General features: G+C 43.2%; 10 protein-coding genes. 7 read left to right on the top strand and 3 right to left on the bottom strand.

Features of this window, described 5'->3' with window-relative positions:
* Window positions 1–59: 59 nt before the first annotated feature.
* Entirely contained in the window at window positions 60–1,877 is a 1,818-nt protein-coding gene (locus tag EO93_RS11100) for a DUF790 family protein (protein ID WP_048162578.1), read from the top strand.
* Window positions 1,878–2,855: 978 nt separating this feature from the next.
* Here the strand turns inward: EO93_RS11100 and EO93_RS11090 are convergent.
* Both EO93_RS11090 and EO93_RS11080 read right to left on the bottom strand, forming a co-directional pair.
* Window positions 2,856–3,047: a hypothetical protein gene (locus tag EO93_RS11090; RefSeq protein WP_048162576.1), complete on the bottom strand. Its 192-nt coding sequence runs from the start codon at window positions 3,045–3,047 to the stop codon at window positions 2,856–2,858.
* Between the two features lie 853 nt (window positions 3,048–3,900).
* Window positions 3,901–4,707, bottom strand: coding sequence for a hypothetical protein (locus EO93_RS11080; RefSeq protein ID WP_082106043.1), 807 nt, complete (start codon window positions 4,705–4,707; stop codon window positions 3,901–3,903).
* Window positions 4,708–4,852: 145 nt separating this feature from the next.
* On the opposite strand from EO93_RS11080, the gene EO93_RS16920 reads away from it, so the two are divergent.
* Window positions 4,853–5,149: a hypothetical protein gene (locus tag EO93_RS16920; protein WP_156161306.1), complete on the top strand. Its 297-nt coding sequence runs from the start codon at window positions 4,853–4,855 to the stop codon at window positions 5,147–5,149.
* Here the strand turns inward: EO93_RS16920 and sugE are convergent.
* Window positions 5,114–5,431 carry a quaternary ammonium compound efflux SMR transporter SugE gene (gene sugE, locus EO93_RS11070; protein WP_048135080.1) on the bottom strand — a complete coding sequence of 106 codons (318 nt, stop codon included), beginning with the start codon at window positions 5,429–5,431 and terminating at the stop codon, window positions 5,114–5,116. The genes EO93_RS16920 and sugE overlap by 36 nt on opposite strands.
* 220 nt (window positions 5,432–5,651) lie before the next feature.
* On the opposite strand from sugE, the gene EO93_RS11065 reads away from it, so the two are divergent.
* From EO93_RS11065 to EO93_RS11045, 5 genes are all read left to right on the top strand, one after another.
* Window positions 5,652–6,740 (top strand): radical SAM protein, encoded by a 1,089-nt coding sequence (locus tag EO93_RS11065; protein WP_048162574.1) that lies wholly within the window; start codon window positions 5,652–5,654, stop codon window positions 6,738–6,740.
* Between the two features lie 61 nt (window positions 6,741–6,801).
* Window positions 6,802–8,619, top strand: coding sequence for a hypothetical protein (locus tag EO93_RS11060; protein ID WP_048162573.1), 1,818 nt, complete (start codon window positions 6,802–6,804; stop codon window positions 8,617–8,619).
* 486 nt (window positions 8,620–9,105) lie between these two features.
* The gene (locus EO93_RS11055; RefSeq protein ID WP_048162572.1) at window positions 9,106–10,668 is read left to right on the top strand and encodes a class I SAM-dependent DNA methyltransferase; all 1,563 of its coding nucleotides are present in this window, start codon (window positions 9,106–9,108) and stop codon (window positions 10,666–10,668) included.
* 56 nt (window positions 10,669–10,724) lie between these two features.
* The gene (locus tag EO93_RS11050) at window positions 10,725–11,933 is read left to right on the top strand and encodes a restriction endonuclease subunit S (protein ID WP_048162571.1); all 1,209 of its coding nucleotides are present in this window, start codon (window positions 10,725–10,727) and stop codon (window positions 11,931–11,933) included.
* Window positions 11,934–11,949: 16 nt separating this feature from the next.
* Window positions 11,950–14,469 carry a DEAD/DEAH box helicase family protein gene (locus EO93_RS11045; protein ID WP_235284225.1) on the top strand — a complete coding sequence of 840 codons (2,520 nt, stop codon included), beginning with the start codon at window positions 11,950–11,952 and terminating at the stop codon, window positions 14,467–14,469.
* Window positions 14,470–14,528: the final 59 nt, after the last annotated feature.

Below are 14,528 nucleotides of genomic sequence, written 5' to 3'. Positions count from 1 at the left end.
AGAAAGACCTGAAAACCCTGAAAGACCTGAAAACCCTGAAAGCCAGAAAGGTGATTCTTATGCTAACTTCTGACCTCCTTGTAACCCGCATTTCCGGAGGAAAGATCAAGCCGGCATATGCAGCTTTTAATTCAGAAAACCTTGAGCTTGCAGGGCTCCTTATAGAGACTTTCGAGCAGCATGCAGGAAAACCCTACGGCGACCTCCTGGCAGAACTTGAAGGTTATGAAGAGATGAATTACCGCTTCATCCGGGGGCTTTCCCAGCTCCTTGGAAGGCGGGCTGTGGTTGAAACCTCTTCAGCTGTTGACCCTTCTACGGCCAGAGAAGCGGTTTTTGACGCCTGTACCGGGATGGCTCTTTCTCCTGCCGAAAGAAAAGAAGCGCTTCAAAAAGCCGCAAAAAAACTATCGATATCAATTCCTGAACTTGAAAAATCTCTCTGGGCAGACCTTGAGGAAAACCAGATCCTCAAAGAATTCAAACCCCTTTCCCCTGCAGAACTCCTCAGGCAATATAACATCTCCCTGACCCAGACCATCCTTTTCCGCGCTGTTGACCTGAACATATGGATAACAGGAGATTTCCAGAACGTTCTCTGGAAGATTCTCAGATCCGGGCTTATGTATTCCCTGGAAGATACTGAGGAGAAAGCAGGCGAAAACGAAGAAACTGAAAGGTTGAAAAGCGTTCACCTCCACCTTGACGGGCCAGCATCTCTTTTCAGGATGTCGGAGCGATATGGAAATTCGTTTGCAAAACTCTTTCCTACCCTCCTGAAATCAAAGGGCTGGAGCCTGAAGGCAGGAATTCTCCATAAAGGTTACCAGGGGAAACGCATCCTTGATTTAGTCCTTGACGGCTCGGAAGAGGCTTTCAGACCCATACCGGAAGCAGCCAGATATCCTGAAAGAGTTCCAGAAAGGGTTTTTCCCGACTTTCAGCTTGCAGAAGGACAGGAAGGATACAGGACAGGAATCGAGACTGAGAATGGGTTTGGGGGAGAAGAAGCTGGAACTCAGGGAGCTGAAATTCAGGGAGCTGAAATTCAGGGAGCTGGAATTCAGGAAGCAGAAACAGATATTGAAAGTGAAACTTATGACAGCACTTATGAACAGCAGTTTGCCAGCTTAAGTTTAGGAGGTTGGAAAGCAAAAAGAGAACCAACGATCCTGAAAGCAGGCAGGTACGCATTTATTCCGGACTTTTCCCTTCAGAGGGACGGGATGAAAGTATACGTCGAGGTTGTTGGTTTCTGGACGCCGGAATACCTTAAAAAGAAGACCGAAAAACTGAAGGAAGTAAAGGAACCCGTTATTCTCCTGATTAACAGGAAACTAAAGTGCTCGGAAAAAGACTTCCCTGCACAGGACGTGATTTTCTTTGACAGGAAGATTCCGGCAAATGAAATCACGCAGGTGCTTAGAAAATATGAGAGAAGAAGGCTTGAAGAAGACCTGTCGGAACTGCAGGAAACGAAGATTCATCTTTCCGGGGAACTGATCAGCCTTGATGAAATCGCAGCCGAGAAGGGAGTCCTGCTTGATGCTTTAAAAAAAGAGATCAAAGGCAGGCTTACAAAATTCGAGGAATCCGAAGAAGTCGGAAAATTCGAGGAATCCGAAGAATCCGAAAAGTACAGGAACTATGTGCTTCTTGAGAATTATTTGCTCCACAGGCAGTTACTTAAGAAAATAGACATGGAGCTTGAAAAACCAGGGGCTGCAGAAACATATGCCGGTGCAGTGAAGGTGTTTGAGGGCTTCGGGCTCGACAGCAGCCTCTATTACCCTTTACTCGAAAACCTGGGGTATAAGGTTAGCTGGACCGGGCTCAGTGAAGAGAACGCAAAAGTTAAAAAAATACGCTTTGCCTAAAAAATGTTTTTACACCAAAAAAACTCCTCGAACCCAACAACTTAGCCGTTTTTGGTCAATTTTTCAGGCAAAGCGTGCTGGTGGAAAATGTATGGAAAGCTATTGGTTTCTTGTTTCCATTGATCGGATTTCATACTTAAAATATGCGGCAAAATAACATAGGCAACATTTAGGAATGATTAAATAACTTTCACTATCAAAATGACTGATTTAGCTTTAAATAAATTCATCTTTGCCTAAATTATTTTGTTACAAATACTTAGAATCTGCCCCAAGATTTCTCGATTCTATATATCTTTTGTAATATCTTTTGTATATACTCAGATCTGTGATCGTGATCCCGAGCAGAACGACCCAACCCAGAGGAAACATTATCAACAGCAGACAATAAAATGTAATTGCTGCTATTATCGAGTCCCCAACAAACTCTTTCATAGTTTTCATTGGTATTCCACCTCCTGGTGTGGTTATCTGGGTTTGCTTCGTTATTTTTACAATTTTACGCTTACACCCAATCTTACCAATGTTTTTGCTATTGTGTGTAATACACAATAGCATACAATAATATGCATTTAATAACTTATATAGGTTTTCTGAAAAAGAGCTTTGCCTATAAAGACAACTACCCGCTAAATATGGAGATTTAACGGGTTTCCTGCCGAGGGTTTATGATTTCACCTTAAAAATATACGTAAACCTAAAAAATAATGGTGACCCCTAAAAATCCATACGATACCCAAAAAACACCCATCGTACCCAGCAAATAGCTGTTTTTTGGCTATTTTATAGGCAAAGTGAAAAAAATACGAGGTTTTTATAACAAGACTTTTTTATAACAAGACTTTTTCTAATTTCATTGCTTAAAGCGAAGATTATACCCCGAAAATAGGGGATTAGCAATAAAATTAGGAAGGCTGTGAACCTTCCATGTTAAGAATTAAATAACCTCTAATTAAATAACCTCTAATTAAATAAACTTCATACTTCAATTCCATCCATTTTTACAATGAAATTTACCTCAACTTTCGAAATATTAAGGTTAGATTCAAGATCTGTCTCGTATTCTGCAAGTAAATTTTTAATGACAACTTCTAAAGAATGTTTTAAGTCAACGACGGTTTCATCCATTAATATTGTTTTTTCAGCTTCAGTCAGGTTAAAAAGAGTCATCTAACACCACTCCCCAATAATTTAGTTTTTTATACTGATTTCAACGTTGTCTTAATCCACCACTATTTTTGTAATCCCGACACTATTTTTGTAATCCCGACAATACTTTTGTAATCCCGACAATACTTTTGTAATCCGACAGGATCTTTTAGTTACTGAGGTCTTAATTCAAACCTTGTTTTTCGTGGATTCATTCGGAAATGCAAAGATTTCTTCCAACCACAAACAGGTAGGAATTACGTGACCTGTATATTCTTACCCTTCCCACATTATCCAGTACTTGCTGCAAAAGCTGTACTATAAATTGAAATTTTTTTTCGATTCTAAAAGTCATATTATCCCCCGATAACCCTTGCTCTATTTTAGTTCAGTGGTATTATATTTTACCAATAGTATAACTGATATACTGATATAAATACTTATTCTGTATAAAATAGCCATCAAAAGCCATTATTTATGGAGAAAACCCGAGATAACTATAAATAGTAGTATTTTTTAATATTTATACTGTGGTAAAAAATATGCATCAGTTAAATGATTCACTATTTTAAAAAAATGTTAATAAAATATGGAAAACCGATTATTTTAAAACTCTACAAATATTTATATTAAATTTAAAATATTTTGCATTAGACCTATCATATTTTACAACCAATGCAAAATATTTTATAATTAAGTTAATCAGGATGTGAATTTCAGAATATTGTTCATCGAGTTTAAAGTCAATACTGCCCATCTCCAGGAAATTAAAGTTGTTTTGAGGCGGCCTGAAAAGATGTATTCTGGTAAGAGACATCCAGATTTAGACAGTTAATATGAAATCAGATCCTGAATATTCCAGAGTACAGGGATTTCATTCCACATACGCCACATTCCTTTTCACAGGCCGGAAGAGTTTCATGAACTCGTGTACTTCTTCCGGAAAATCCGTGTTTACGGAAAGCCCTATTTCTTTAGCTTCTGCGGCTGAAAGGGGAGTGCTGTGGATCATTTCTCCGCTGACCAGCTTTTCAACCACTTCATCGAGCCTGTCTTCTCCGCCGGGGCCAGGTGCAATTTTGCCTTCCAGAAGCTCTTTTGCGACACTCCGGGTAAGCTTGAGGGCTTTTCTGGAGATATCGCTCATGACAAGAGTAACATCTTCCGCGTTCTCTTTTTTCATTTCTGCGGCATAGATCCAGGAAGGTGCAGGGAAGAGCCCTCGCATGAGATCCCCTACCTGGGGGTCGATAGGCCCTATAACTGCATCTTTGTCCATTACGATTTCATCTGCTGCAAGGGCGACAATTGTGCCCCCTGACATTGAGTAGTGGGGAATGAGCACACGGGTCTTTTTGGGGTGATTCTTCAGGGCACGGGCGATCTGGATGCTGGCATGGAGCTGCCCGCCGGAGGTGTGCAGGATCAGTTCAAGGGGACAATCCCTGTATTTCCTTATCCAGCGCAGGACCTGTTCAGCATCCTCCTCATCGATGAACTGGTAAGCAGGCAGCCCTAAAAAAGAAATTGCTTCCCGTCTGTGAATCATTGTCAGTACTTTACAGCCGTGGCGCCTTTCCATGGCTTTCAGTTTTGCCAGACGCTGCATCTGGATTCTTTTGAGCTGCGACTGCGGGTAAATTACGGTGTAAAGAAAGAAAACTACGAACAAAATAAACATCAAATCCCAGAGACTGAAAGTTGTGCCTTCAATTAGAGCCAGAAAAACTTCCCCCTAAAAGATCTCACTTAAACTTCCCACGGGCACCGCTTAAGCTAACCAGAAGGTGCAATTCAAACCCACGGGCTTAATCCCCTTATTAACATTGTCCTGCCAGCTATTAATTATTGGCTATCCGTACTGCAGGAAAAAGCGATCTTATAAGGAAATTACAAAAATCCCGAAGAAAAAAGGAGAAGAAGGAGAAGAAGGAGAAGAAGGAAAAGAAGGAAAAGAAGGAGAAGAAGGAGAAGAAGGAGAAGAAGGAGAAGAAGGAAAAGAAGGAAAAGAAGGAAAAGAAGGAAAAGAAGGAGAAGAAGGAGAAGAAAAAGGATGCTGGGAAGGGATTAGAGAACTTTACATGGTTTCATGGAGAAATCAGCTTGAGCCCCATCACCCCTGAGAAAATCAGAATGATGCAGACAAGCCTGCCGAAATCCATGGAATCATTAAAGAGCAAGATGCCCAGGACAGTGGTGCCGAGAATCCCAATTCCGGTCCAGACTGCATAGCCAGTTCCTATTGGCAAAATCTTCAGAGCCTGGGAAAGGAAATAAAAGCTCAGGACCATGCAAACGACCGTAAATATGCTGGGATAAAGCCTTGTAAAACCTTCCGTATATTTCAGCCCGATTGCCCAGGCTGCCTCAAAAAGACCAGCGATGAAAAGAAAGATCCATTCCATTTTTGTTCTACACCTGTTTAGGTAATTTTTATGGGGTTACAGTGAAAATATCAATTGAAAAGTATTCAAAAGCCTCTTTCTTCTTATAATCTTGCCCGAAAGAACCCCCGGCAAGGTCTGTTAAATTTCTCAAAGGTAAAATCTCGAATATTGAGATCAGAAATAAAAATCAGAAGGAGCAAACAATAAGCCTTTAACCCATGCAGGAGAATATTTCAATATGGCAGCTCCGAAGTACCTGAAACGCTATCTTATGGTGCAGGGAGATGAAATGCCTGCCCTCTCCAGAATAACAGAGAGAATTTCAGTCGAATTTGATCCGGAAATGGGACTTGAAGAACTCCGGAATATCCATGAAGCAAGCATCAAAGAATACAGGAAATTACGGGAAAGCCTTGAAATCGAGGCCATGGAAGCCCTTGCTTATCCGGATAGTTCGGACATGCTGAAGCTGTATACTACAAGCTTCCTGGAAATCCCGAAAGCCAGTCCCTCCCTCCTTGACCTCAAGGTTGCAATTGTGGACAGGATGCTTGAAAACTGCCACTGCTGCGAGCGCCGCTGCGGGATTAACCGAAAAGAGAGAGAAAAAGGCTTTTGCCGGCTTACCGACGTTTCTCGCTACGCCTCAGAGTTCCTGCACATGGGAGAAGAGCCCGAACTCGTCCCCTCACACACGATCTTTTTTACCGGCTGCGTTTTTGCCTGTGTCTACTGCCAGAACTGGGACATTTCCACCTGCCCGGAATGCGGCACAGAGGTCGACCCCCGAAAACTTGCAAAACTTGTTGACATCAGGAGGCTCCACGGCGCAAAAAACGTAAACTTCGTAACCCCGACCCCGCACCCGCACACCGTCCTGAAAATCGTTCGGGAAATGTCGGCAAACACCCCTGTGGTCTGGAACTCGAACATGTACCACTCAAGGGAAATCGCCGAAATCCTGGAAGGCGTGGTTGACGTCTACCTCGGGGACTTCAAGTACGGCAACAATGAATGCGCTCTCAAGTACTCAAAAGTTAAAAACTACCTGGAAGTCGTGCAGCCCAACTTCGAGTTCGCCTACGAAACCGCCGAAATCCTCCTCCGCCACCTGGTCCTCCCCGGGCACCTGGACTGCTGCACAAGGCCAATTGCCAAATGGGTTGCAGGACACACCCCACAGATCAGGTTCAACCTGATGTTCCAGTACAGGCCCTGCTACCGGGCAATGGAATATCCGGATCTTGGAAGGCACCTGACCCTGGAAGAGGAAACGGATGCAATTGATATCGTGAGAGGGGCGGGGATTGAAGATTTGCTGATCTGAGCAATGCTCAGAAATAATTATAAAACTACGTATATATAACTTAATATGCAAATAAATAGTTATGAAAGGAGCTGGGGCAGCCTGCAAATTTTTAGGAATAGTCTTTACCCTTAGTCTGCTTGTTCAGGGGATTTGTGCAGCAGAAACAAACAATGAAACAAATCCAAATTTAAATGATACGCAAGCATTCGAATGGGTTCTTTTGTTACCAGTTTTTATTGGATCTCTCCTTTTTTTATGCTGGATGTGCCGGTTTTTTGATAGAATGAACTTTTGTTTTGTTACATTTTTACTCGCTGCTATATTATTGTGGCTTCTGTCATCCAATTTGATCTCAAGAGAAATACATCAGTTTTTTGTTTATTTGATCATTATTTTAATAGGTGTTGTAATTATATATGAAAGCTTTTTTACTCAAAGGAAAAAGCGTGAAAGTAAACCAATTGAATGGCTTTTCAATATAGTAAACGATATTATTGTAAGCTTTATTGCAATTTTTACAGCTTTCATGTGGCCTCTTGTGATCCTCTATTTTATTGCCTTATTATTTAGGTTTTTGTTGTTAGATAATATTTCCAGAGGAATACATCAGTTTATTATTTTGTTGATAATTTTTTTCATAGGCGCTGTATTAATAACCATGTTTAAAAAATCAAGCAAAAAAACAGGGGTGAGTGATCAAAGTAATCAAAACAACATTGGAGGAGAGAATAATATTATAATGGAACTTCACGATATATCAAGAAATTTCATAATATTTTCAATAATCCTAATATGGCCAATGATAATTTTCCTTTTTTATCGAAATGAAGTAGAATATGCAACATTTTATTGGATAGAAAGTTCAAAGTTTCCTGTATATATAATAGCTGCTTCATATATCGGCGTCATTTCTTACATTTTTTTAAGTATTGAAGAAACTTTTGGACATCTCATACCCGAATACAAAAAAATAAGCATTGCCTGGTCATATCTTAGAAGAATTATCATTGCTCCTTATATTGCGATAATAGGTTTTTACCTACTAAATTACCTCCTAAACATAGACGAATTCAGTGAGATAAATGACTATTTTGTATTCGTGTTTTCTTTTTTTGCAGGCGTATTCACCAAAACGATAGAAGATTGGATGTATGTATGGGTCCAAAAACTTCTTCCCGGAGATAAAAAGATGGAGTTTAATGAAAGAACGGAATACGAAGTTAAAGAATCAGACCTTGTCACAAAATTACGGCTTGATGAAGATCTGGCATATATGCTGTACAATGCAAAGATAAGGACAATAGAAGAACTGGCAGGCTGCAGTGCTGAGGAAATTAGAACGAAAATAAACCTTGATACTCGAAACCTGGGAGAAGAAATGGGATGCCCGGTCAAAAAGCAGGAAGAAAGACTTGGTGACTATTCCATAGATCAAATTCAAAGATATATAAATAAAGCCCAGGAGTATTTGGGCATCGATAAATCAGAATTGATCACAATATTTAATATGGACAAAGAGCTGGCCTCCAAAATTTACAATTTTGCCAATATAAGAACTATTGAAGATCTGAGTTCCCGCAACCCGAAGTATATTTGTAAAAGATTGAAGACGTGCAATGAAAAGGTAGAAGAAGATGAAATAAATGACTATATAATGAAGGCTCTATGCTACATGGCCATAAATGAATCGGACTTGGTACAAGAACTCAAAATGCCCAGAGAGCTGGCACTCAAAATATCCTATAAAACAAAAATAGACTCTATTGAAAAATTGAAAGATAAAACAGCAGACAAGATTAAGGAAGAAATGGATAAAGAGTTTAAAGAAGATGTTTCCGAAGAAGAAATTAAAAAATATATAGGCCTGGCTAAGGAATTCTCGCCAAAACCCTCATAAGTTCCTCTGTTTAATTTTACTCCCCCAAAATCTTTTTTTGGATTGGATTTCCTGATTTTCCGGTACCTTTTTTATTTCACTATTCTGATCCCCGGGCTCTCACCGGTCGGCGGAGACGACCGGCCTTCTCAAAATGAAGATGAAAATGAAAAAAGAAGCAGAGTAAAAAGCGACAACCCTATTTTTCTGGTCTGTGCCTGACCTGCTTCAGATACAGAAACTGAAAGAAAAGGAATAAGTTAAGATAGAAGAGACTATCCTTAAATTCGAAAAAATGATGAAAAAGAGCAAGAGTTAAGAAGATTAGCAGGTATACCTGAACAGAAAAATCCTTAAAGAAGAACAATCGAAGCTAATCGAAACCCTCATTATTGATACTAATTGAGAACAGATGTCAGGCAAAAAAATGAATGAAAATAACGTTAATCGAACCGCAATTGAGGAGCAGTATAAGAGGCTGCAAGCTGGGATTATAGAGGAATAAAAATGATCAATGGTGAACTGAAAAACAAAATTGATGGCATCTGGAACGTTTTCTGGTCTGGAGGAATCTCCAACCCTCTCGAAGTTATCGAGCAAATTACTTACCTGCTGTTTTTAAGGCGATTGGATGACCTGCACACGCTGGAAGAGAACAAATCCGCACGGCTCAAGCGCCCTATGGAGCGCCGTGTTTTCCCTGAGGGCAATGACCCGAAAGGCCGCCCCTATGAGGATCTGCGCTGGTCTCACTTCAAACACTTCGCCCCTGCCGAGATGTTCACAGTTGTCGACGAGCACGTATTCCCCTTCCTGCGCACCCTCGGAGGTGACGATTCTACCTACGCCCAGCACATGGAAAGTGCCCGCTTCACCATTCCCACGCCCTCGATGCTGTCCAAGGCAGTTGACCTTCTGGACAGCGTGCCCATGGAAAACCGCGATACCAAGGGCGATCTTTACGAATATATGCTTGGCAAGATCGCCAGCGCCGGCCAGAACGGCCAGTTTCGTACTCCGCGCCACATTATCCAGCTTATGGTGGAGCTGACCGCCCCCCAGCCAACAGATATTATATGCGATCCAGCATGCGGTACAGCCGGATTTCTCGTAGCTGCAGGCGAATACCTGCGAGAGTACCATCCGAACATCCTGCACGATGAGAGGCTGAAACAGCACTTCCACCACGGGATGTTCCACGGCTTTGATTTTGATAACGTCATGCTCCGCATAGGTAGCATGAACATGCTCCTGCACGGCGTGGAAAACCCTGACATCCGCTACCGTGACTCTCTAGCCCAGGAAAACTCCAGTGACGAAGAAGCCTACACACTTGTGCTGGCTAATCCTCCATTTGCAGGTTCGCTGGACTACGAAAATACTGCAAAAGACCTTCTGCAGATCGTCAAGACAAAGAAAACAGAACTGCTTTTCGTCGCCCTTTTTATGCGCCTGCTGAAGCCAGGCGGACGGGCTGCTGTTATCGTTCCTGACGGTGTCCTCTTCGGCTCCAGCAAAGCCCACAAGGAACTTCGCCGCATGCTTGTCGAGGAGCAGAAGCTTGATGCAATTGTTTCACTTCCAGGCGGCGTTTTCAAGCCCTATGCCGGAGTTTCCACTGCCATCCTCCTTTTCACCAAAACAAATTCAGGAGGCACTGAAAATGTCTGGTTCTATGACATGCAGGCCGACGGCTGGAGCCTTGACGACAAGCGCAGCCCGCTCCTGGACGAGGAAAAACTTGGTCCTGTGCCTTCAACCGAGCTTACCGAGGAAGAGCACACCAAAAACAACCTGCCTGATGTGCTGGCCCGCTGGCAGGAACGCAATAACAGCGAGCTCAAACGTGCCCGAACCGAGCAGAGCTTCTGCGTGCCAAAAGCCGACATTGCAGCCCAGGTCTACGACCTTTCCCTCAACCGTTACAAGGAAGTCGTGCATGAAGAAGTGAAACACAGACCCCCAAAAGAAATACTCGCAAGCCTCGCAAAACTGGAAGCCGAAATACAGCAGGAGATGGCAGAATTGGAAGGGATGCTAGTGTTGCGTCAATCCTCAAGGATTGAATGATTCCAAACAGCTGTAATTGATTTTATACGACAGTTTACTGCTGATGCGACACTAGGATGAAGGAAGTCCAGACAATTTCGCTCGGCGAGATAATGGCAAAGAAATCGGGCTCAGTAGATCCTTCAAAGTTTCATGATGAAGTCTTCGACCTTTATAGTATTCCTGCTTTTAACAGTAGGCAACCGGAAGTATTGGCTGGCAAATTAATCGGTTCAACCAAACAGATTGTTCAACCAAGTGACGTTCTTCTTTCTAAGATTGTTCCACACATTCGCCGTTCATGGATTGTTGGTGAGTCACGAGGCAGAAGAATAATCGCATCCGGCGAATGGATTGTTTTCCAAAGTGAAAAAATACATCCCGAGTATCTACGGCATGTTTTAGTTAGCGATCCTTTCCACTCAAAATTCATGAGCACAGTCTCGGGCGTAGGTGGATCTTTGCTAAGAGCACGTCCAGAGTTTGTAGCGAAGATCAAAATTCCACTTCCTCCCTTACCAGAGCAAAAGAGAATTGCAGATATTCTGGACCGTGCGGAGGCTCTTCGAGCCAAGCGCAGAGCCTCCCTCGCACAGCTCGATGAACTAATTCAATCCATTTTTATTGAACTTTTTGGAGATCCAATGAAAAATCCAAAAGGTTTCAATGTTGTGAAATTAAGTGAGGTTAGTGAAGTAAGCAGTGGATTGACTTTAAACAGCCAAAGAAGCAGCAAAAAAGAAAATCTATTCCCATATCTCCGTGTAGCTAATGTTTTTCGTAACAAGTTGGATTTGAGTGAGATAAAGTATATTCACCTCTCTGATTCTGAAACTGATAGATATATGCTGAAAAAAGATGATGTTCTCATTGTTGAAGGACATGGAAATATTGAAGAGATAGGTAGAGCTGCTGTATGGAAAGAAGAAATTGCTAATTGCGCCCATCAAAATCATATAATTAAAGCTCGGCTCGCTGAAAATTATATAAGACCATATTTTGTATCTTATTTTTTGAATATGTATGGCAATACAGGATATTTTTACTTTAAAAGTAGAACAACAAGTGGTCTTAACACAATAAGTACTAACAAAGTAAGAGATGTAGAAATTTTTCTACCGCCTATTGATTTGCAATTAAAGTTTGAAAAAATTGTGTTAGAAATAGAAAAAAGGCAACAATCTCAGCAGCAATCCCTTCTTGAAATCAATAACCTCTTCGCCTCACTAACGCATGAAGCTTTTGCTGGAAAATTGTTTTCACACAATCTTTTGAGCGACAAATAGAGAGGGAAGTAAATATATGAGCAATTTCGCCTTTCTCGAAGCCGAATGGCCTTCTTTGTATGAGGCTGCCATAAAAGCCTCAAATGCAGTTTATCCTGACCCGCGCACTGCCTGTTTTTACGCTCGCAGGGCTCTGGAACTGGCTGTGCAGTGGATGTATAAGCACGATTATTCCCTGCTCCTGCCGTATCAGGATAATTTGAGTGCTCTTATTCATGAGCCCACATTCAAGAAGGCTGCAGGAGAGGCAATATTCAACAAAGCACGGGTCATTATCCGGCTTGGAAATCAGGCTGTGCACAGCAACAGTTCAGTCCTGGTGGATGATTCAATAACAGCAGTGCGTGAACTTTTCCACATCAGCTACTGGCTGGCACGCACCTATGCAAGAGAAGGAAAACCTGAACCGGGACTGAGCTTTAACCCTGAAGATCTGCCAAAAACAACTGTTCCGAAGCAGACGATGGAGCAACTTCAGAACCTGGAAACCAGCCTGCGGGAAAAGGACGAAAAACTCTCGGAACTTCTGGCCGATAAATCCGCGCTGGATGAAGAACTCAAACGCCTGCGGGTTGAGGTTGCAAAGGCAAAAGAAGCTTCAGCTTTACTGCCGGACACACATGATTATTCCGAAGCTGAGACCCGGGACTTCTTCATTGATCTGCTCCTTAAAGAAGCCGGCTGGGCTCTGAATCAGGCCCGGGACAGGGAATTTGAAGTCTCAGGCATGCCGAACGAAAGCGGGGTCGGCTTTGTAGATTATGTGCTCTGGGGAGACGACGGGAAACCCCTTGCCCTCGTTGAAGCAAAACGCACCACAAGAGACCCGCGGGTCGGCCAGCAGCAGGCAAAACTCTATGCCGACTGCCTCGAAAAACAGTTCGGGCAGAGGCCAGTGATCTTCTACTCAAACGGGTACGAAACCTGGATCTGGGACGATTCCAGCTATCCTCCAAGGCAGGTGCAGGGCTTCTACAAAAAACCTGAACTGGAACTGCTAATCCAGAGGCGCAGCAGCCGCAGACCTCTCGCCACGGCAGAGATAAATTCCGCCATTGTCGAACGCTACTATCAGACCCGAGCCATCCGACGCATTGGAGAAGCCTTTGAACAGGACAATGACCGAAAAGCTCTGGTAGTGATGGCAACAGGCGCCGGTAAGACTCGAACGGTGATCGCACTTTCCGATCTGCTTATGCGCTGTAACTGGGTCAAACGTGTGCTGTTCCTGGCCGATAGGGTGGCTCTGGTTAACCAGGCGGTAAATGCCTTCAAAAAGCACATGCCCGACTCTGCACCTGTGAACCTTGTTACGGAAAAGGATACAGAAGGGCGAGTGTTCGTTTCGACCTATCCGACGATGATGAAACAGATAGAAGAGATGAGCAATGGACAGCGCCGCTTTGGAGTTGGACACTTCGACCTTGTGATCATCGACGAGGCTCACCGCTCCGTCTTCAAGAAATACAGAGCAATTTTCGACTACTTTGATTCTCTCCTTGTGGGCCTCACAGCAACGCCCAAAAATGAAATTGAACGTAACACCTACAGCCTCTTTGACCTCGAAACCGGTGTCCCCACCGATGCCTACCATCTGGAAGAAGCTGTAAAAGACGGTTTCTTAGTCCCACCAAAAGCGGTTTCAGTGCCGCTGAAGTTCCAGCGCCAGGGGATCAATTACGACGAACTCTCCGATGAGGATAAGGAACAGTGGGATGAGCTAGAATGGGACGAGGACGGCGAAATCCCTGACAGGGTAGAAGCCGAAGCAGTCAACAAGTGGCTGTTCAACAAGGACACCGTGGACAAAGTGCTGGCACACCTGATGGAGCGGGGCCTGAAAGTCGCTGGCGGTGACCGCCTGGGCAAGACTATACTCTTTGCCAAAAACCAGGCTCATGCTGAGTATATTGCCGAACGTTTCAATGCCAATTATCCACATTTCAAGGGTGAGTTTGCCCGTACCATCACTTTCAAGATCGAGTACGCCCAGAGCCTGATAAACAATTTCTCGATCAAGGAAAAAGCCCCACATCTTGCCATCTCTGTGGACATGCTTGACACCGGGATCGACGTGCCGGAGGTAGTGAATCTGGTTTTCTTCAAACTGGTGCGTTCAAGGACAAAGTTCTGGCAGATGGTGGGACGTGGTACCCGGCTGTGCCCGGACCTTTTTGAACCGGGAAAGGACAAACAATTCTTTTATCTTTTCGATTACTGCCAGAACCTGGAGTTCTTCAGCCAGAATCCGGAAACCACTGACGGTGCACTGGGAGATTCGCTTGGCACACGGCTGTTCAAATCAAGACTTGAATTACTCTCCGAGCTGGACAGGAAACTTGAAGTTGACATTGATTGCGAAATCGGCAAGGAGACCCAGGAAATATATGGTGAACCAAAAACAGAAGTTGAAGTTCGCCGCTCGATTGCCGAAATGCTGCACAGTGAAATTGCCTCGATGAATCTGAATAACTTCGTCGTGCGTCCCAGGCGGAAGCTAGTGTCGTGGCAACTTAATTTTGAGTCCTATTTATAAGCTTTGAATCCCATCTGTATCTTCATTCATGGCAAAAATAAAACTTGAAGAAGATGAAG

The organism is Methanosarcina sp. 1.H.A.2.2 (genome assembly GCF_000979975.1).
GTDB lineage: Archaea > Halobacteriota > Methanosarcinia > Methanosarcinales > Methanosarcinaceae > Methanosarcina.
Note: the sequence above shows the minus strand (reverse complement) of the source record. Positions and strands in the feature narration are given on the sequence as shown.

Coding starts and splice junctions, on each gene's coding strand:
- sugE (WP_048135080.1), bottom strand. CDS start 5,431: ATGGAATGGATCTTTCTTTTCATCGCTGGTCTTTTTGAGGCAGCCTGG.
- EO93_RS11045 (WP_235284225.1), top strand. CDS start 11,950: ATGAGCAATTTCGCCTTTCTCGAAGCCGAATGGCCTTCTTTGTATGAG.
- EO93_RS11100 (WP_048162578.1), top strand. CDS start 60: ATGCTAACTTCTGACCTCCTTGTAACCCGCATTTCCGGAGGAAAGATC.
- EO93_RS11080 (WP_082106043.1), bottom strand. CDS start 4,707: ATGTTTATTTTGTTCGTAGTTTTCTTTCTTTACACCGTAATTTACCCG.
- EO93_RS11060 (WP_048162573.1), top strand. CDS start 6,802: ATGAAAGGAGCTGGGGCAGCCTGCAAATTTTTAGGAATAGTCTTTACC.
- EO93_RS11065 (WP_048162574.1), top strand. CDS start 5,652: ATGGCAGCTCCGAAGTACCTGAAACGCTATCTTATGGTGCAGGGAGAT.
- EO93_RS11090 (WP_048162576.1), bottom strand. CDS start 3,047: ATGACTCTTTTTAACCTGACTGAAGCTGAAAAAACAATATTAATGGAT.
- EO93_RS11050 (WP_048162571.1), top strand. CDS start 10,725: ATGAAGGAAGTCCAGACAATTTCGCTCGGCGAGATAATGGCAAAGAAA.
- EO93_RS11055 (WP_048162572.1), top strand. CDS start 9,106: ATGATCAATGGTGAACTGAAAAACAAAATTGATGGCATCTGGAACGTT.